Origin of the sequence: Sphingosinicella microcystinivorans (genome assembly GCF_027941835.1) — a bacterium.
Classification (GTDB): domain Bacteria; phylum Pseudomonadota; class Alphaproteobacteria; order Sphingomonadales; family Sphingomonadaceae; genus Sphingosinicella.
Genome location: NZ_CP116005.1, coordinates 1566702 through 1584661, shown reverse-complemented (window position 1 = coordinate 1584661; position 17960 = coordinate 1566702). Strand labels below are relative to the sequence as shown.

Sequence of the window (17960 nt, the reverse complement as noted above, 5' to 3'; positions counted from 1 at the left end):
AACTGCCATGAGTCCCAGCCATCTCGTGCTCCACGGCCTTGCCATCAAGAAACATGCCGATGCCGGCGACATCGCCGGCCTGATCGGCCTTGCGCCCGAGGATACGGCGCGTCGCCTCGACGATGCCGTGACGAGCGGCCGCGCCGTAAAGGTGGGCGACAAGTACCTGCTGACGCCGCTCGCGCGCATCGCGCTCGAAAGCGATTATTCGCGGCACTATGCCGACCTGCGCGAGAACGCCGATTTCTTCGCGGCCTATGAAGCGTTCGAACGGATCAACGTGCAGCTGAAGGCGCTGATCACCGACTGGCAGACGATCGATGTTGGCGGACAGCGTGTCGCAAACGACCACAGCAACAGCGCCCATGATGCGAAAGTGGTCGACCGGCTCGGCGAGCTTCACGAGCGCGCCGATGCCATTCTCGGCAAGCTGGCGACTGGGCTCCCCCGCCTCGACTATTATCGGCGCAATCTGCTCTCTGCGCTCGAAAAGGCCGAGGACGGCGCCATCGAGTGGGTCAGCGACGCGAAGATCGAAAGCTATCACACGCTGTGGTTCGAACTGCACGAGGATTTGCTGCGCATCGTCGGCAAAGAGCGGGCGGAATAGGCCGATGGCGACCCCTCTTGGAGACTGGGTTCTCGCGCTCGACGGCAGCACTCTGCCGGACAAGGCGCTGATCGGCGGCAAGGCGTGGTCGATCGCACGCATGGGCGCCCTCGGCCTCCGTGTGCCGCCTGCGTTCGTCATCACGACGCGGGCATGCGCGCACTACCTGCACGAAGGGTCTGAACCCGCATCGCTGGCGCAGGAGATCGCGGCTGGGATCGCGTGGCTGGAACAGCAGACAGGCCGTCGTTTCGGCGCCGGTCCCAATCCGCTGCTCGTCTCCGTCCGCTCGGGCGCGCCTATTTCGATGCCGGGCATGATGGATACCGTGCTCAACCTCGGCATCACTGACGAGACCGAAGCGCTGCTGGCCGAAGAATGCGGCGATCCCGGCTTCGCCCGCGATACGCATCGCCGGTTCCTCGACCTTTATGCCCACATCGTGCTGAAATCGGAAACGGCGCTGGCCACGGACGGGCGCCCCGCGGACTGGCGGAACGCCATCGCCTCCGACGCTGGCGAATCCGTGCCGGGGAGGGTCGAGGAACAGCTTGCGCGTGCGGTGCACGCCGTCTTCGAATCCTGGAATTCCAGGCGCGCGCGGCGCTACCGCGAGCATCACGACATTCCCCACGATCTCGGCACCGCCGTGGCCGTGCAGGCGATGGTGTTCGGGAACATGGACGAGAACTCCGGCACCGGCGTGCTGTTCAGCCGCAATCCGCTGTCGGGCGCCCCCACGCCCTACGGCGAGTATCTCGCGCGCGCGCAGGGCGAGGACATCGTTTCCGGCAAGCACACGCCGCAGCCGCTCGAAGCGCTGCGCACGCACATGCCCCATGTCCATGAAGAGCTTTTGACCGCCGCACGCCTGCTGGAGGATGCGGGCGGAGACGTTCAGGATATCGAGTTCACGCTGGAGAAGGGTACGCTTTACCTGCTCCAGACGCGCGCCGCGAAACGCGCGCCGCGTGCTGCGGTGAAGATCGCGGTGGACATGGTGGCCGAAGGACGGATCGATCCTTCCGAAGCACTTGCACGCGTCTCCAGCGAGCAGGTGCGCACACTGCTGAGCCCGCAGCTTGCCAACGGCGCGGCACTGGGAGCCGAAATCGCCGCACGCGGAGAGGCTGCGTCGCCGGGTATCGGCACCGGGGCGGTCGTGCTCGATTCCGATGAGGCGGAGCGGCGTGCTGCGAACGGCGAGGCGGTGGTGCTGGCGCGCGCGACAACCAGCCCCAACGACCTGCACGGCATGATCGCCGCACGCGCCATCCTGACCGAACAGGGCGGGTCCACGAGCCACGCCGCCGTCGTCGGCCGAGCGCTTGGCCGGCCGTGCGTCGTCGGCTGCGGCGCGGGTAGCCTTGACGCGCTTGCCGGCGAAACTGTCACCGTCGATGGTCAGAACGGCATCGTCTATCGCGGTGCGCTGGAGGTCGTGACACCGCACGAAAACGACGACGCGGCGCTGCGGCAAATCGCGGCGTGGGCTGCACATCAGTCGCCGGTGCTGGTGACGAGTGAACCCCGGAACGGCGTGAGCGTGCGCTTCGACGAGAACATCGAACAGGCCGATGCCCTGATCGCCGCGCTGGAACCCGGCGCAACCGTGGAGGGCGCACTGTTCACCAATGACGACAAGGCCGTGCGGGCAGTGATCGCGGCAGGCGCGGCAACGATCGTGACCTCGCCGGCGCTTCCTGCCCTTCTGGCGGCAGCGCAGGCCGCAGGCCGCGAGTGAAAGGATAACAAGAGGTGGGGAATATTTCCACGAACGACATCCAGGCGCTCATCCAGCTCTTCGAAAAGAGCGATTGGCGCGAGATGCATCTGATCGTCGGCGAAACCGATCTGTTTCTCAGCAAGGACCGCAACGCCCAGACACAGATCTCGCTTACAGCGACAGCACCCGCCGTGCCCGCGCTCTCCCACCGCGCTTCGGTTCCGGCGACACCCATGGAAACGCCCGACCCGAAGCCGCACGGCAGCAAGATTCCGTCTGGCTGGACGCTGGTGAAGGCGCCGAGCCTCGGAACCTTTTATCGTGCGCCGAAACCGGGTGCGCCGATGTTTACCGAAATCGGCGCACAGGTCGCGGCGGATTCGGAGCTTTGTCTGATCGAGGTGATGAAGCTGTTCACGACGCTGAGAGCGGGAACGCACGGCACCATCCGTGAAATCTATGCCAAGGACGGTGAACTCGTGGAATTCGACCAGCCGCTGTTCCTGATTGAGCCCGATGCCTGATACCGCGCCATCGAATGGACGGCTGTTCGTCGCGAACCGGGGCGAGATCGCGCTTCGGACCATTCGTGCCGCGCAGGCGCTCGGCATGGAGGTCGTGCTCGGGGTTTCGGCGGCGGATCGCGACGGGCTCGGTGCGCGCACGGCAAACCGCTGCGTCGTGCTCGGCCCTGCGCAAGCGCGCGATTCCTACCTGAATGCCGGGCTGATCGTGCACGCCGCGGTGAGCACGGGATGCACCGCCCTCCATCCGGGCTACGGCTTTCTTTCCGAACGTGCCGAACTCGCCGAGCTTTGCGCGCAGGAGGGCATCACCTTCGTGGGCCCGACACCGGAATCGATCCGGCAGGTGGGCGACAAGATTTCCGCGCGCGCGATGGCACGGGCCGCGAACGTGCCGATGACGAGCGGCACCGATGCCGTGGAGGATGTGGCACACGCGCTGAAGCTCGCCGAGGAGATCGGCTATCCCGTGATCACCAAGGCCTCGGCCGGCGGCGGCGGGCGCGGCATGGTGGTGGCGCGCAATGCCGAGGAACTGGCGGGCGCCTTTGATCAGGCGGTTATGACGGCGCGCGAGGCCTTCGGTGACGGAACACTGTTCATAGAGCGATACGTGGAGGTCGCACGGCACATCGAAGTGCAGGTCATCGGCGACGGCAAGGGCGGCGTGGTGCATTTCGGCGAACGCGACTGCTCGATCCAGCGCCGCTACCAGAAGATGATCGAGGAGGCGCCGGCCGCCATCCTCTCTCCTGCGGTGCGCAAGCGTCTTCACGAGGCCGCCGTGCGCCTGCTCGCTTCGATCAACTACCGGAACGCGGGCACGGTCGAGTTCCTTTACGACACCACCACCGAGGAATTCTTCTTCATGGAGGTGAATGCCCGCATCCAGGTGGAGCACCCTGTTTCCGAAGCGATCACCGGCGCCGATCTGGTGCAGGCGCAGCTGAAACTCGCGACGGGCGCGGTCAAGGGTTTCGCCCAGAAGGATGTGCATACCGCCGGACACGCCATCGAGGCGCGGATCATCGCGGAAGATCCCGACCGCGACTTCATCCCCTGCCCCGGCCGCATCACACGTTGGAGCCCACCCTCTGGCGAAGGTATCCGGGTTGATACGGCTGTCGAAACCGGAACGCTGATCCCCCCCTACTACGACAGCATGATCGCCAAGCTGATCGTGCACGGGAACACGCGCGTGGAAGCGATCGACCGCCTCGCCGCCGCGCTCGACGATTTCGTGGTCGAGGGTATCGCCACAAACATCCCGCTGCTGAAGCTCATCGTGGCGCACGAAGACTTCCGCTCGAACACCATCAACACACGCTGGCTGGAAACCGTGCTGCTTCCTGCCTTCCGCGTGCAACAAGGACGCTGACAATGGCGCATGTGGAATTCCTCGACCAGACCATCCGCGACGGACAGCAAAGCCTGTGGGGCATGAGGCTTCAGGCCGGCATGGCACTGCCCGCCGCTTCGTGGCTCGACAAGACCGGCTTTCGTGTCATCGATCTCACCGGCTCCAATCATTTCGAGGTGCTGATCCGGCATTGCCGCGAGAACCCGTGGGAAATGATGGACGCGCTGGTGGAGGCGATACCGCGCACAGTGCTGCGGTCGGGTATGCGCTCCAACGCCTCCGTGACGTTCCGCACAACGCCCGATGCGCTGATGGACGCGTGGATGCGGCAGCTCAACGTACATGGTGCGCGAAGCTTCTGGATTTACGACGTACTGTTCAACATCGACAAGATGTTGCGGCTGGCCAAGGTGGCGAAGGAATTCGGGTCCGAGGTCGCGGGCGCGATCATGTTCACGCTCTCGCCCGTGCATAGTGATGCTTATTACGCGGACAAGGTCGACAAGCTCTCGGCATCCGATGACATTGACACGATCCTGCTTTACGATACGGCGGGCGTGCTGGAGAAGGAGCGGCTTTCGACGTTGCTTCCAGCCATCGTTTCCAAAGCCCGCGGCAAGCCGATCGAGTTCCACGCCAACAATATCCTCGGCCAATCCGGCAAGGCCTATCTGGATTCGATTCCGCTTGGTGCCACCATCCTGCACACGGCCAGCCGCCCGATGGCGAACGGCCCTTCGGTACCCTCCACCGAAAGCGTCGTCGCGAATATCGAGCTGCTGGGTCACACGCACAGCCTCGACAAGAGCCTGTTCGCGCCGGTAGCGGACCATTTCGAGCGTGTCGGCAAGGCTGCGGGGTTCCTCGTGAACCAGCACAACGAGTATAATGTACTTTCGACTCTGCACCAGATTCCGGGCGGCATGGTCGGTACGCTGAAGGCACAGCTTGCCCAGCACAACATGTCCGACCGTTTCGAGGACGTGTTGAAGGAGGTTGCCGTCGTGCGCCACGAACTCGGCTACCCGGGCATGGCGACGCCGTTCAGCCAGCTCGTCGGGATACAGGCGGTATTGAATATCGTGAAGGGTGAACGCTACACTATCATCCCCGACGAGATCGTCGAATACGCCGCCGGTTACTACGGCGAGACGGTGGCGCCGATCGACCCCGACGTACTCGACCGCATCATGCAAAGTCCGCGTGCGAAGGACGTGCTCGACAACCCGCCCGAACAGCCGACGATCGAGGAACTGCGCAAGCGCTACGGCACCGATAACGACGATGAGCTTATCCTGCGCGCGCTGATGCCCGAATCCGACCTCCAGAAGATGCGCGAGGCAGGACCGTTGAAGCGAACCTATCCGCTCCTCTCCTCGCCCGAGTTGGAGGAAGTGGGGCGGCTGATGAAACTGGTGAGCCTGCCCGTCGTGCAGTTCAAGAATGCCGAGATGGCCCTGACGCTGAGGCGCTGACCTATGCGCCGCGCCGTTATTATTGACACCGTCCGCTCGCCGTTCGGTCGTGGCCGTGCCGGTGGCGCCCTCGACGGAATCCATCCCGTCGATCTCTATGCAGACGTGTTGCGTGGACTCGTCGAACGAACCGGCATAGCTCCAGCGCTGGTCGAGGACGTCATTACCGGTTGCGTGATCCAGGTTGGCGAGCAATCTGGAAACATCGGGCGTCATGCCGTGCTCGCGTCGGGCCTTCCGGAAAGCGTGCCTGCGATAACGCTCGACCGTAAGTGCGGCTCCGCACAGCAGGCGTTCGATTTCGCCGCGCAGGGTGTGATGGCCGGTGCCTATGATGTCGTCATAGCAGGCGGCGTCGAGATGATGAGCCTCGTGCCGATGCGCGCCAACCGGCTCGGCAAGGACACCGATGGCGTCCAGTTGAAACGGCGGTACCCCGACGGGCTGGTCCGACAGGGCATCTCCGCTGAACTGATCGCTGCGCGCTGGAATATCTCGCGCGCGGAGATGGATGCCTTTTCGCTGCGCTCGCACACGCGTGCCGCTACGGCCGAAGACGCAGGGCTGACGGCGCGCGCCATCGTGCCCGTTGATGTTCCAACGGCAAATGGCGAGATGCGCCAGGTGACACGCGACGAGGGCCTGCGCCGCGACACCTCGCTCGAACGTCTCGCCAGCCTGAAGCCTGCGTTCGAGGACGACGCCATGCTTCAGCGCTATCCACAAATCTGCTGGAGCGTCACGGCAGGCAATTCCAGCCAGGTCACGGACGGCGCCAGCGCAACGCTCATCATGGAGGAAACCCTCGCCACACAGCTCGGCCTCAAGCCCCGCGCTGCAATCACGCACTTCGCGGTCGCCGGAGACGACCCGATCCTGATGCTGACCGCGATCATTCCCGCGACCCGCAAGCTGCTGGCACGCGCGGGTCTCGGTGTTGAGGATATTTCCGTCTTCGAGGTGAACGAGGCCTTCGCCTCGGTCCCGCTCGCATGGCAGAAGGATCTCGGCGTCGATCCGGAACGGGTGAATCCCTATGGCGGTGCCATCGCGCTCGGCCACCCTGTCGGCGCGTCCGGCGGACGGCTTCTCGCCAATCTGTTGACTGTGCTCGAAGAAACGGATGGCCGCTACGGGCTTCAGACGATGTGCGAATCCGGCGGCATGGCGAATGCAACGCTGATCGAACGGCTGCACTGAGACTGAACAGATGACCATACGCAACGACTGGACCCGGCAGGAAATCGCTGCGCTGTTCGAGATGCCGTTCAATGATCTCCTGTGGGAGGCGCAGACGATCCATTGCCGTCACCATGACCGCAACACCGTGCAGCGCTCCACGCTGCTTTCGATCAAGACGGGTGGCTGCGCGGAGAATTGCGGCTATTGCAGTCAGTCCGCAGGCCACGACACGGGACTCAAGGCTTCGAAGCTGATGGACGTCGACGCCGTCGTCACGGCAGCGACCGAAGCCAGGTCGGCCGGGTCGCAGCGCTTCTGCATGGGCGCAGCGTGGCGCAGCCCGAAAGATCGCGACATGAACGCAATCGTCAGCATGGTTCGACGCGTCAAGGCGCTCGGCCTTGAAACTTGCATGACACTTGGAATGTTGAGCGATGATCAGGCAGGCCGCCTCGCTGAAGCTGGGCTCGACTACTACAATCACAACATCGACAGTTCGCCCGAGTACTACGCAAATGTCGTGACGACACGGACATACGACGATCGCCTGGAAACACTGGAGCGCGTACGGAACAGCAGCATTTCCGTGTGCTGCGGCGGCATCATGGGTATGGGCGAAAGCCGCGCGGACCGGATCGGCTTCCTGCACGCCCTGGCCACGCTTCCGGAGCATCCGCAGAGTGTCCCGATCAATCAACTCGTTCCCATTGCAAGAACACCGATCGGCGACATGCTGAAGAATACGCCGCTTGCCGTTGTTGACGAGATCGAGTTCGTTAGAACCGTTGCCACGGCCCGGATCATCATGCCGGAAGCCATGATCCGCCTGTCCGCCGGGCGCGAAGGCATGACAGATACCGCACAAGCCCTCTGCTTTCTCGCATGCGTAAATTCGATTTTCTCTGGAGACAAACCCCTCACCACGGGAAATGCCAGTGCCGACAAAGACGCGGCTCTGTTCGACAGACTTGGTATCGTCGTCCCCTCGGCACAAAAGCAAATATCGGCTGCATGACACTGAGCCACATCGAGGCGATCGTCCCGAACGCTTGGAAACAACGGCAAATTTCGAAGAACGCTCATTATCCTGACTGGCACGACACTCCGTTCACCCATGCCTGCTCAGGGGAATAGGCGCCCCTCCGGGTTCGGCGGGATTTCCTGCTGCAATGCCTTCACGCCTTCACGGAGCGGCCCATATTCACCGCGCACGTCCAGATGAATGTTGGAGTTGATCTTCCAGACGCTGTCAACCTTCCTGTAGGTTTGATAGTATACGGCCCAATGCCTCATCTGCTGACCGGGCTGTATTACCGTCCCCGCTGGATCGCCGGGTTCATCCTTCCCGGAATAGAATACGAAAGACGCCTGCCAGATACCCCGCGCAGTCGTCGGTGAAAGGACTTCGATTTCCGTACCATAGCTATGAAAGAGACTGTGCACGCGGCTGGATGTCATGCCGGTCGCGACAAGATGGTCATGCCACCCTTTCGTTCCGGAGACGACCTTGCCGAGCGTCCCGTTCCAGTAGTCGGATTCCTCGGTGAACAACGCTGTCCAGCACTTCCAGTCGCGCTGGTTTATGCAACGCGTGTAGCGCAAGGGAATCTGGCGGATTTCCTCTATGGCGAGCAACTTGTCGACAGCCGACATCTTCGCCAGTTCCGGGGTGGGCCTGGCCTGTCGGAAGGCCTCTATCGTCTTCTGCCGCCATGCTTCGGCCGTTTCAGATGACGTCTGCGCCATCGCAGTGCTCCCCCATGTCAGCAAGATACTGATGATGGCGAGTCGTGTGCCCCTGTTCAGCATGTCCACCTCTCAATGTCTTCGGGTCAATTCTTGCGTTTGGCAGGCGCTTTGCTCGTGAAGATCGGCTTGCCGGAAGCATAGATCCGGTCTCCCGTGAAATCGCCGTTGCCGTTGGCCATATTCGCTGCGGCGAAGAACGCGACGTTGGCGGCGCCGTCTTTGGGCGCGGTCCAGGTGAAGGACCATGCATAGCCGCCGGTTTTGCCGATCCCCGTCGCCCGTCCGCCCATGGCGCCGTGCTCGATATATTGCCGGCCCTCTGCCGACGACTTCTGCGTCGTCTTGTCGTTGGGGGCGAAATCGCCGGCGGCATCATATGCAGGTATGGTCAACGCGGTGAGCTGGAAACCCCACCGCTTCGCCGTAGGATGATTGAGCTGAAGCGTCAGAACGTAATTTTTCCCCGGTTCATATACCGCGGGAGCGCCGAGCAACTGTATCCTGCCGAGCGCATCGGGGTTCAGCGCATAGTCCATATGGCAGGACTGGCAGTTCATTTCCGATCCGCCGCCCTTCTTCAGAGGTGCACCGGTGAGGCCCGGCATCGGTCCTTCCGAATTTGCGGATGCGCCGCCCGCGGAAGCCAATGCCAGCAGGATAACGCAGGAACGCAGAAAACGCATTTCAGGAAGCCTCCGCCAAGGAATGTCGCGTGCGGCACGAAATATTTTGCACCCATCTGTGGATCGAACGCGCATCGGCGGGCTCGATTCCAACTGCGGCGCCACGACCCGTCAGCGCCGCTCTCGTCTGCGAACCATGCAGCCGTTCCCTCCCGCTGCCGGCGCTGTATGCAAGAGCGATCGGAAGCCGCCCCAGATCACTGCTTGGAAGAGACCAGCCGCTGATACTCGGCAGAAAGCCGTCGACGGCATAGACCCCGTCGAGGAACTCCGGGATCACGCCCGCAAGCGTTATGGCAAGGATTGCGCCTTGCCCCCAGCCGGCAAGAATGACGGGAACATCGGGAACGCGCTCGCGAACATCGTGTATGAACTGCTCCAGTTGGAACAGCGAATCCCCGAACGTCGCCGGTTCGGGTTGATCCGGCCTGAACATGAAGAACCAGGCAAAGTAATTGTTCTCGCCCGGCCCATACATTCGTGGATTGAGCGCACGCCAGGCCCTTGGAGCAATGATGTGATAATCGTCCTTGAGCTCTGAAAGACGGGCTTCCGCCTCGCGCTCGTCATGACCTTCGGGATGAAGCGCAACGACAACGGCCTGTGGACGACGCCCGTTCGGAACATTCTCCCTGTAGACAAGCGCTGTCGTCGCCACGCGGCCCTCCATGCCACTATAGAACGTGATTTCGTCTGAACGACGAATTTACGTCAAACATCCTCGTTGACCGGCGCAGACGCCATGTGATTGGCGGCGATATAGCCGAAGGTGAACGCCAGACCGATGGTCGCACCGCCGCCCCAATATGCCCGCCCCGATGGAGAGGCGATGCAGTTGCCGGCACCGTAGAGGCCTGGAATCGGCTCGTTGGCTATGGAAATGATCTGGGCATTTTCGTTGATCATCGGACCGCCGTTCGTGTCTGCGTTGCCCGATACGAGCAAGATGGCGTGATACGGCCCTTTATCCGACAACGGATACATCGTCTTGTTCGGCTTGTTGTTCGCGGAAACCGACTCGGGTCCGCCGAAACGTTCGTGCCACTGGCGATCGTATCCGAACGATCCTCGCCCGAAATCTTCATCGTTTCCGGATTCCGCGAAGCTGTTGAAGCGCTTTATGCTGGTCCGGAGATTCGGCAGAAAACTCTCATCGAGTTGAAAGCCGCCGGTTCGCGGCGCATGTCGATCCAGACGTTCCCTGATCGCCTTTGCAAGAGCGTCGAGGTCCGGTGCCGAAATGATATAGGGCGCCGTGGCGCCTTTCGGCGGAATCGGATACCTCCCCTGACAGAGGTCATAGGCGCGCTGATCGAGAATCTGCATGAGAACGAGATTGGTCCACTCGTTCCTGTTCGCATCATAGTTGAAATGGATTTCGCCCCGATCGCTGTACGGCCGTTTCTCGTTTACAACACGCTGGCCGTATTTGTTGACCATGATCATGCTGTCGCCGATCACGCCCCAGACATCGGTGGCAAGGCCCGGGGTCTGGAGCACCTGGTCCAGAACGAGCTGAAAGCGCCAGCCGTTCTGCATGTTGCCGAGCTTCGCCCCGATCGCAGATGCCATGTAGACAAGATCACCCTGATTGGTCATGGGGCCGCAGCTCCCGAAAACCGGCCCCCGCTGGAAATTCAGGCGCAGGTCTTCGTTGAGCGTGAAGCCGCCTGATCCGAAGTGGACGCCGCGCCGGGCACGAAAGTGGATCTGGTTCTCGTCGGTATCACTTGCGACAACGCCGATTACGGCCCCCTTGCTGTTCGTAACGAGCTTGATGACGCGGTGCTCAAGCTGGACAGGGGCGCCATTCTTGGCAAGCCAGTCTCCCATCTGGCGGATGGTGTCCGCGCCCCCTCCCGTTGCCGTTCCCGCCGGAGCCGTGATTTTCGTCCAGATCAGCCGGCCCTGCGGCGCTTTATTCTCGGAAGCGGATTCCCAATAGTCGTAGGAATCGTCTTCCCGTGTCGCCAGGGCGCCCAGTTTTTCAAACAGTTCCACGGCCGGCGCGGCGTTATCATACATTGCCGCCATCTGTTTCAGCGATAGTCCCGGAATACCGTAGTGCTCGGCGTTCGGATCATAGAGCTGGGTAAAGGAGTAGCGAGCCATGTAGCGAATGCAGTCCTCGCGCGGATCCTGAATACCTTTCGCGCGCATGTAGCGGTTGTTCGGGATCCAGTAGCCGCCGCCCGAACGGGCCGTTGCGCCGCCTGCAACAGGTGCGGCTTCGAGAACGGCGACCTTGAGGCCGCGCGAAACCGCCGTAACAGCCGCAGCGAGGGCAGCACCGCCGGAGCCAACCACAACCACGTCCACTTCATGGTCCCATTTGCGGGCGGCTCCCTGTGCAGGACCTACAACGAGCGAGGTCCCGCCAACGGCCGCTACGGTCGTGCCGCCGGCTGCACGAATGAAACTGCGACGATCAACCCGCGAAGGAGGCCGCTGGCCTTTCGATGCTTCGTTCATGATAACTCCCTTGTACCTTGCTGGCATGTTCATCCGACAGTCGCACCGAACACCTCAGCGAGGTGCTGCGTGTCGTTGTACTCCAGGATTCGAGCGATTTGTCCATCTCGCAGAACAAAGAGAAAATGATAGCGGTTCCTGTAGATCCGGTCCTGATGCTTTCCGTGCGCGACGGCTTCCACGGCGACCCGGTCACCCTGCGCTGTCACGCCCGGCGCACCGGAAGCCATCTCGATGGTTCTGGAATCGAGCGGGATGGGTAAACCGCTTTCACTATCGAACAACAATATTGAAAAATCGTCCAGCATCGTCGGGATGCTGCTTACAACTTGCAGCGCAGTCTCTCGATCCCAGGGCGCATCCGGAACGGCACGAGGTATGCTCCATTGCACATGCTCTGCCAGAAGCGGATCTGCTTTCTCGGCAGATCCGCTTGTCAGTGCCTGCAGGAACGCAAACACGGCACGTGTGTTCAGGTCTTCCGTATCAGCAGCCATCACTGCCCCTCGCGCGCGCAAGAAAGGCCCTGACATCGCTTGGCACGCTTTTGGGAAACCAACACGCTGTCAGAGCGTTTGATCACGAACGATCTTATTCCTTCGATTTGAAATCAGCCTGACCTGTCACCAGATCGATGGGGAAGGAATTATGCTCGACAAGGATATGCCACCGTCCATTGATTTTCTTGAGCCATGACGTCGCCCTGTTGGTGAAGTCGAACAGGTGCGCAAGAGATGGATCTTTCGGCTTCGCAGTATAGTGGTCGAAATGCATGGCAAATGCGTATTCGCCCGCCACAGTTACCTGCAGCTCTGTCGCATCCCCTGTCCCGGAGCCGGGTTCGATCATTGAAAACCACAATCTCCAAGTGTGCTCGGCACCTTCGCGCCCGTGGAAGGCCCGCGGTGTGCTCACGTCGAGATAGATGAATCCTTCCGGCGCATAGGCTTGAGCCACTCCCGGCGCATCCTCGCGACGCACGGCATCCATCAGGTTCCCGAACAATTCCCGGATTGCCTTCTCGTCAGCGACTACATCATTCGTCATTTTCTCTCCTTCCCTCAAAGATCAGCCATTCAATTCAGCTACGATCAGAAATGCAATCCCAGCGTCACACCATACGTAAGCGGCGCAAACGGACGGCCCATCGCGCCTTCAAGCCGGACCGACTTCTGTTCGTTCTTCTCGTCGAGAAGATTCTTGCCCCACAGTCGTACATCCCAGCTCCCGGAAGCTGGTGTGAACAAAAGAGAGGCATTGACGAGATTCTGCGAAGGCGAAACCAGGTTATTCTGGTAGTTGCGGTAAATCTTGCTCTTGTATGCGTAAGACAGACCAGGTGTAAACGATCCTATATCTGTCTTAATCTCGTACTGGGCATAAGCAAATCCGGAGTATTTCGGTGCATTAATCATCTGATTGCCGGAGGCATCACCGACAATCGTCGTGTAACCGCCGCCAGCATTCGGGATATAAAATTGCGCATCGGCATACTTCGTGTATTCCGAGTCGAGATATGAGAACGCGAACTGCAGGGACAGGTTGTCCACAGGCGCCGCATTCAGCTCGATTTCGAAGCCCTTGACCCTCGCCTTTGCGGCGTTGGTCTGCACCGTAACGGCCTCCCGCACGATGTTTACCTGCAGATCCTTGTAATCGTACCAAAAGGCCGCTGCGTTGAGTTGCAGGCGCCGGTCGAGCAGGTTTGATTTTATACCGACCTCATAGGCCTGCATTTTTTCCGGTTTCACCGCAGGTGCCCTCGCATTTCCGGTGTTGAACTGACCCGAGTTGTAGCCGGTGCTCACCGTGGCATAGGCCATGACATCGTCTGTAAATTTGTGATCGAGCGTGACCCGGTAGGTTGGTTCGCTAAAATTCTTCTGCTGATACGACACCACGCCGGGATTGCCATTGACATCGGTGTGGCCGTCCACGGTCCGCTTGTCGAATGTATAACGTCCGCCGAGCGTCAGATGCGTGGTGGGTGCCAGCTCAAAGGTGACTTCGCCAAAGCCCGCAAGAGAACGGGCCCGGGTATGACCGAACACTTCCACGAATGCACCGCCGACTGATGTTCCTTCGAGCTCGATTGGTGTAAACGCTGCTTCCATATCGAGATAGTAGAGGCCGACGATCCAGCGAACACTCTGCTCGGCGGGTGACAGCAGCTGGAACTCCTGTGTGAAACCCGACGCATTTTCGAAAATGTCGCCATCGAGCGTAACAAGAGGGCCTGCATCGGAATCATACGCCCAGAGTGTGTCGACATCGGTATACGCCGTCAACGACCGGAATGTCGCCGCACCGAAATCGTGAGTGACCCGGAGATTGACCGACCATACGTCGGTTTCGGTGAACGATTCGAAGCTCTCATTGACGTCGTAGAAGCCCGGCGGCGGAAGAGCACCGTTGGTACCGACAGTACCGCGCAAAAGCCTGTTCTTCGTGGCTTCGTTGTGATTGGTGAAATACTGGCCCGTGAGAATGATGTCGGTTTCCGGTGTCGGCGACCACCCCAGCTTTGCACGGATATCGAACGAGTCGCCATCATAGGCGTCAGCGCCGGTAATGACATTCTTGCCCCATCCGTCCATCTGATTGCGATAGGCCACCGCAACATTTGCGGCGAGCGTATCGGTCAGGCCGACGTTGCCGTAGAACTGCGCATCGACCGTGTCATAGTTGCCATAGCCGAGACTTGCGTCGACTTTGGTCTCTTGCGACGGATCGAGCGTGATTATGTTGATGACGCCGCCATTCGCATTGCGGCCGAACAGCGTACCCTGCGGCCCCTTCAGCACCTCGACTCGTTCGACGTTGTTGAGGTTGAAGTTGGCTTGCAGAGGGCTGATCAACAGCACGCCGTCGACAAAGAGGCCAACCGACGACTCGTTGCCGGCAGTCGAGATGATCGAACCGATACCGCGGATATAGGGGCTTCCCGCCTTACCCGCCTGCCAGTCGAGCGACGGAACGGCCGTTGAAAGCTCTTCAGTGCTCTGAATGCCTCGCGCTTCTGCACCGGCGCCGGAAAGCGCGGAAACAGTGATCGGCACGTCCTGAAGACGCTGCTCACGCTTCTGGGCCGTGACAACGATTTCCTCAACGCCGCCGGTGGTTGCGTCGTTATCTGTAGCCTGCGCCAACGCGGGCTGGGAAATTCCGGTTATCGCAACGGCCATCGCAAGCCGGGAAACAAGCATTGTGTAGTGCACGTTGATCCTCTCCCCAATGTTCGGAGAGGATCCGACTCCTCCCCAAATTTATTCGCAATGACCAAAAGGCCACCCGATCGTTACCTGCGACCATATCAAAGAAAACGATCTTGGCAATAGGTATATGGCAAAATTGTGCTACAATCGGTTACAATAGGGTATTAGAACGGTACGCCGATACGGTGAAAAACCATGCGGAGGTTTTGGCATGCGTTTCAGGTTGAACGGTGTTGAGCGGGCGTATGACGGCGATCCCGAGATGCCACTGCTCTGGTACGTGCGCGATCTTCTCGGACTGACAGGGACGAAATTCGGGTGCGGCGCGGGTTTGTGCGGGGCGTGCACCGTGCATCTGGACGGGGCCGCGATGCGCTCGTGCCAGCTGCCGATGTCGGCAGTGGCGGACCAGGCGGTGACGACGATCGAGGGGCTGTCGGAACAGGGCGATCACGCCGTCCAGCGCGCGTGGCGGCAGTTCGGCGTCGCGCAGTGCGGCTATTGCCAGCCCGGCCAGATCATGCAGGCGGCGGCGCTGCTCGCGGAGACGCCGGAGCCGACCGACGCGGACATCGACGCCGCCATGGCCGGCAACATCTGCCGCTGCGGCACCTACGCGCGCATCCGCGCCGCCATTAAGGCGGCAAGTTCGATGGGAGCGCAGGCATGAAAGCGGAGCCGTTCGATAACTTTGACAACATCAGCCGCCGCGGCCTCATCGGTGCGGGCGGTGCGTTCGTACTCGCGCTCGGTCTGCCGCGGATGGCACTGGCGCAGACCAGCGAAGCGCCCAGGTACGGCGCCGACGGACAGAGCGGCGGCTGGCGCGACGATCCCGCCCTGTTCGTAGCGATCGGCGAGAACGGCACGGTGACCATCACCTGCCACCGCGCCGAGATGGGCCAGGGCATCCGTACCAGCCTCGCCATGGTGATCGCCGACGAGCTGGAAGCTGACTGGAGCCGCGTGCACGTCGCACAGGCCGTAGGCGACGAGGCGCGCTACGGCAACCAGAACACCGACGGCTCGCGCAGCATGCGGCACCTGTTCATGCCGCTCAGGCGCTGCGGCGCAGCCGCGCGCACGATGCTGGAACAGGCCGCCGCGGCGCGCTGGGGCGTGAATCCCGGCGAGGTCGCCGCGAGCCTCCACGAAGTGATACACCGTCCCACGGGCCGGAAGCTCGGCTACGGCGCACTCGCGAAGGACGCGGCAGCGCTTGTCGTCCCCGACCGCGCCGCGGTGACCCTGAAGACACCGGCGCAGTTCCGCTACATCGGTCACGCCGTACCCTCTGCCGATGGTGTCGCCATAACGACGGGCTGCGCCGACTACGGCATCGACGCACGCCTGCCGGACATGCTCTACGCCGTCATCGCGCGCCCACCCGTCTACGGTGGCAAGACGAAGAGCGTGGACAAGGCCGCGGCGTTCAAGGTGCCCGGCGTTGTCGACATCGTCGACCTACCCGCGCCCACTCTCCCGTCCGCGTTCCAGCCGCTCGGCGGCGTCGCCGTGCTGGCGGCGAACACGTGGGCGGCGATGAGGGGCCGCGAGGCGCTCACCATCACGTGGGACGACGGGCCGAACGCTGCCTACAACTCGGCAGCCTACCGCGCCGAACTCGAACGTTCGGCACGCGCGCCGGGGCAAATCTCGCGCAGCGACGGTGATGCGGAAGGCGCACTCGGCAAGGCCGCGAAGCGCATCGAGGCCGAGTATTACATCCCCCATCTTGCGCAGGCGCCGATGGAACCGCCGATGGCGCTCGCCCTCACCAGTGCGGGCCGCTGCGAGGCGTGGGCCTGCACGCAGGACCCGCAGGCGGCGCGCGACCTCATCGCTGAGGCGCTGAAGATCCCGGTTGCCGATGTGACCATCCACCAGACGCTGCTCGGCGGCGGGTTCGGGCGCAAGTCGAAGCCGGACTACGTGCTCGAGGCGGCGCTGCTCAGCCGCGCCGCAAAGGGCAGGCCGGTGAAGGTGGTGTGGACGCGCGAGGACGACCTTCACCACAGCTACTTCCACACCGTCTCGGTCGAGCGGCTGGAGGGCGGGCTCGACGCGGCCGGTCGCACGGTGGCGTGGCGCCACCGCAGCGCGGCGCCCTCGATCGGCTCGATCTTCGGTCCTGATCCCAAGCACCAGCTGCCGTTCGAGCAGGGCATGGGGTTGCGCAACGTCGCGTTCGCGATCCCCGACTTCCGCGCCGAGACCTGCGCGGCAACCGCGCACACGCGCATCGGCTGGTTCCGCTCGGTCTCCAACATCCCGCACTGCTTCGCCGTGCAGTCGTTCGTGGCCGAGCTTGCCGCCGCGGCGGGACGCGACCCCAAGGACTATCTGCTCGAACTCATCGGCCCGGACCGCACGATCGATCCGCGCGCCATGGGCGACACCACCAACTACGGCGAGGACCCGGCGCGCTACCCGGTCGAGACCGCACGGCTGAAGGCGGTGATCGAGGCCGCAGCAAAGGGCATAGGCTGGGGCCGGAAGCTGGCGGCGAGCCGTGGCCTTGGCATTGCCGCGCACTACAGCTTCGTCACTTACACCGCCTGCGCGATCGAGGTCTCGGTCACGAACGGCCAGCTTACCGTCGAGCGCGCCGACATCGCGGTCGACTGCGGCCCGCAGGTGAACCCGGACCGTATCCGTTCGCAGATGGAGGGCTCGGTGGTCATGGGGATCAGCCTCGCCACGCTCGGCGAGATCAGTTTCAGGGACGGCCGCGTCCAGCAGGACAACTTCGACGGCTACGAGGTCACCCGCATCGACGCCGCCCCCAAGATCACAGAGGTCCACCTCGTCGGCGGCAGCGCGTGGGATGCGCCCCCCGGCGGCGTCGGCGAACCCGGACTACCGCCCGTTGCGCCCGCGCTCTGCAACGCCATCCACGCCGCAACAGGAAAACGTATCAGGGCACTGCCAATCAAAGATCAAATTAATAACTGAAACATCAGC

General features: G+C 62.1%; 16 protein-coding genes. 9 read left to right on the top strand and 7 right to left on the bottom strand.

All coding sequences use genetic code 11. The features are described 5' to 3' along the window. Positions 1 to 7: 7 nt before the first annotated feature. From PE061_RS07745 to bioB, 7 genes are all read left to right on the top strand, one after another. Positions 8 to 610, top strand: coding sequence for a hypothetical protein (locus PE061_RS07745; protein ID WP_271258519.1), 603 nt, complete (start codon positions 8 to 10; stop codon positions 608 to 610). Positions 611 to 614: 4 nt separating this feature from the next. Then, on the top strand, positions 615 to 2354 hold the full coding sequence (locus tag PE061_RS07740; RefSeq protein ID WP_271258518.1) for a pyruvate, phosphate dikinase: 1740 nt from the start codon (positions 615 to 617) through the stop codon (positions 2352 to 2354). Positions 2355 to 2437: 83 nt separating this feature from the next. Beyond that, positions 2438 to 2860: an acetyl-CoA carboxylase biotin carboxyl carrier protein gene (locus tag PE061_RS07735; RefSeq protein ID WP_271258517.1), complete on the top strand. Its 423-nt coding sequence runs from the start codon at positions 2438 to 2440 to the stop codon at positions 2858 to 2860. Continuing rightward, positions 2853 to 4238, top strand: coding sequence for an acetyl-CoA carboxylase biotin carboxylase subunit (locus PE061_RS07730; RefSeq protein ID WP_271258516.1), 1386 nt, complete (start codon positions 2853 to 2855; stop codon positions 4236 to 4238). Before PE061_RS07735 ends, PE061_RS07730 begins: the two co-directional genes overlap by 8 nt. A gap of 2 nt (positions 4239 to 4240) precedes the next feature. Next, positions 4241 to 5695, top strand: coding sequence for a pyruvate carboxylase (locus tag PE061_RS07725; protein WP_271258515.1), 1455 nt, complete (start codon positions 4241 to 4243; stop codon positions 5693 to 5695). A gap of 3 nt (positions 5696 to 5698) precedes the next feature. Next, positions 5699 to 6895, top strand: a complete 1197-nt coding sequence (locus tag PE061_RS07720) for a thiolase family protein (protein ID WP_271258514.1) — start codon at positions 5699 to 5701, stop codon at positions 6893 to 6895. Between the two features lie 10 nt (positions 6896 to 6905). Beyond that, positions 6906 to 7892 carry a biotin synthase BioB gene (gene bioB, locus PE061_RS07715; protein ID WP_271258513.1) on the top strand — a complete coding sequence of 329 codons (987 nt, stop codon included), beginning with the start codon at positions 6906 to 6908 and terminating at the stop codon, positions 7890 to 7892. A 107-nt stretch (positions 7893 to 7999) separates the two neighbouring features. On the opposite strand, the gene PE061_RS07710 is transcribed toward bioB, so the two are convergent. The 7 genes from PE061_RS07710 to PE061_RS07680 all read right to left on the bottom strand — a co-directional run bounded on the left by PE061_RS07710 (position 8000) and on the right by PE061_RS07680 (position 14999). Next, the gene (locus PE061_RS07710) at positions 8000 to 8686 is read right to left on the bottom strand and encodes a nuclear transport factor 2 family protein (protein WP_271258512.1); all 687 of its coding nucleotides are present in this window, start codon (positions 8684 to 8686) and stop codon (positions 8000 to 8002) included. A gap of 23 nt (positions 8687 to 8709) precedes the next feature. After that, entirely contained in the window at positions 8710 to 9309 is a 600-nt protein-coding gene (locus PE061_RS07705; RefSeq protein ID WP_271258511.1) for a choice-of-anchor V domain-containing protein, read from the bottom strand. Position 9310: 1 nt separating this feature from the next. Continuing rightward, positions 9311 to 9967 (bottom strand): alpha/beta hydrolase, encoded by a 657-nt coding sequence (locus tag PE061_RS07700; protein ID WP_271258510.1) that lies wholly within the window; start codon positions 9965 to 9967, stop codon positions 9311 to 9313. A 53-nt stretch (positions 9968 to 10020) separates the two neighbouring features. Continuing rightward, positions 10021 to 11781, bottom strand: a complete 1761-nt coding sequence (locus PE061_RS07695) for an FAD-dependent oxidoreductase (protein WP_271258509.1) — start codon at positions 11779 to 11781, stop codon at positions 10021 to 10023. A gap of 29 nt (positions 11782 to 11810) precedes the next feature. Continuing rightward, the gene (locus tag PE061_RS07690) at positions 11811 to 12278 is read right to left on the bottom strand and encodes a nuclear transport factor 2 family protein (protein WP_271258508.1); all 468 of its coding nucleotides are present in this window, start codon (positions 12276 to 12278) and stop codon (positions 11811 to 11813) included. A 94-nt stretch (positions 12279 to 12372) separates the two neighbouring features. Beyond that, a complete protein-coding gene (locus PE061_RS07685) occupies positions 12373 to 12828 on the bottom strand; it encodes a YybH family protein (protein WP_271258507.1) in 456 nt (151 codons plus the stop codon). Positions 12829 to 12872: 44 nt separating this feature from the next. Continuing rightward, positions 12873 to 14999, bottom strand: a complete 2127-nt coding sequence (locus PE061_RS07680; RefSeq protein WP_271258506.1) for a TonB-dependent receptor — start codon at positions 14997 to 14999, stop codon at positions 12873 to 12875. 208 nt (positions 15000 to 15207) lie between these two features. Between PE061_RS07680 and PE061_RS07675 the strand changes: the two genes are divergently transcribed. Beyond that, entirely contained in the window at positions 15208 to 15666 is a 459-nt protein-coding gene (locus PE061_RS07675) for a (2Fe-2S)-binding protein (protein ID WP_271258505.1), read from the top strand. Continuing rightward, entirely contained in the window at positions 15663 to 17951 is a 2289-nt protein-coding gene (locus PE061_RS07670) for a xanthine dehydrogenase family protein molybdopterin-binding subunit (RefSeq protein WP_271258504.1), read from the top strand. The genes PE061_RS07675 and PE061_RS07670 overlap by 4 nt, the downstream gene beginning before the upstream one ends. Positions 17952 to 17960: the final 9 nt, after the last annotated feature.

Coding starts and splice junctions, on each gene's coding strand:
- PE061_RS07695 (WP_271258509.1), bottom strand. CDS start 11,781: ATGAACGAAGCATCGAAAGGCCAGCGGCCTCCTTCGCGGGTTGATCGT.
- PE061_RS07670 (WP_271258504.1), top strand. CDS start 15,663: ATGAAAGCGGAGCCGTTCGATAACTTTGACAACATCAGCCGCCGCGGC.
- PE061_RS07710 (WP_271258512.1), bottom strand. CDS start 8,686: ATGCTGAACAGGGGCACACGACTCGCCATCATCAGTATCTTGCTGACA.
- PE061_RS07725 (WP_271258515.1), top strand. CDS start 4,241: ATGGCGCATGTGGAATTCCTCGACCAGACCATCCGCGACGGACAGCAA.
- PE061_RS07735 (WP_271258517.1), top strand. CDS start 2,438: ATGCATCTGATCGTCGGCGAAACCGATCTGTTTCTCAGCAAGGACCGC.
- PE061_RS07705 (WP_271258511.1), bottom strand. CDS start 9,309: ATGCGTTTTCTGCGTTCCTGCGTTATCCTGCTGGCATTGGCTTCCGCG.
- PE061_RS07730 (WP_271258516.1), top strand. CDS start 2,853: ATGCCTGATACCGCGCCATCGAATGGACGGCTGTTCGTCGCGAACCGG.
- PE061_RS07740 (WP_271258518.1), top strand. CDS start 615: ATGGCGACCCCTCTTGGAGACTGGGTTCTCGCGCTCGACGGCAGCACT.
- PE061_RS07690 (WP_271258508.1), bottom strand. CDS start 12,278: ATGGCTGCTGATACGGAAGACCTGAACACACGTGCCGTGTTTGCGTTC.
- bioB (WP_271258513.1), top strand. CDS start 6,906: ATGACCATACGCAACGACTGGACCCGGCAGGAAATCGCTGCGCTGTTC.
- PE061_RS07745 (WP_271258519.1), top strand. CDS start 8: ATGAGTCCCAGCCATCTCGTGCTCCACGGCCTTGCCATCAAGAAACAT.
- PE061_RS07685 (WP_271258507.1), bottom strand. CDS start 12,828: ATGACGAATGATGTAGTCGCTGACGAGAAGGCAATCCGGGAATTGTTC.
- PE061_RS07675 (WP_271258505.1), top strand. CDS start 15,208: ATGCGTTTCAGGTTGAACGGTGTTGAGCGGGCGTATGACGGCGATCCC.
- PE061_RS07720 (WP_271258514.1), top strand. CDS start 5,699: ATGCGCCGCGCCGTTATTATTGACACCGTCCGCTCGCCGTTCGGTCGT.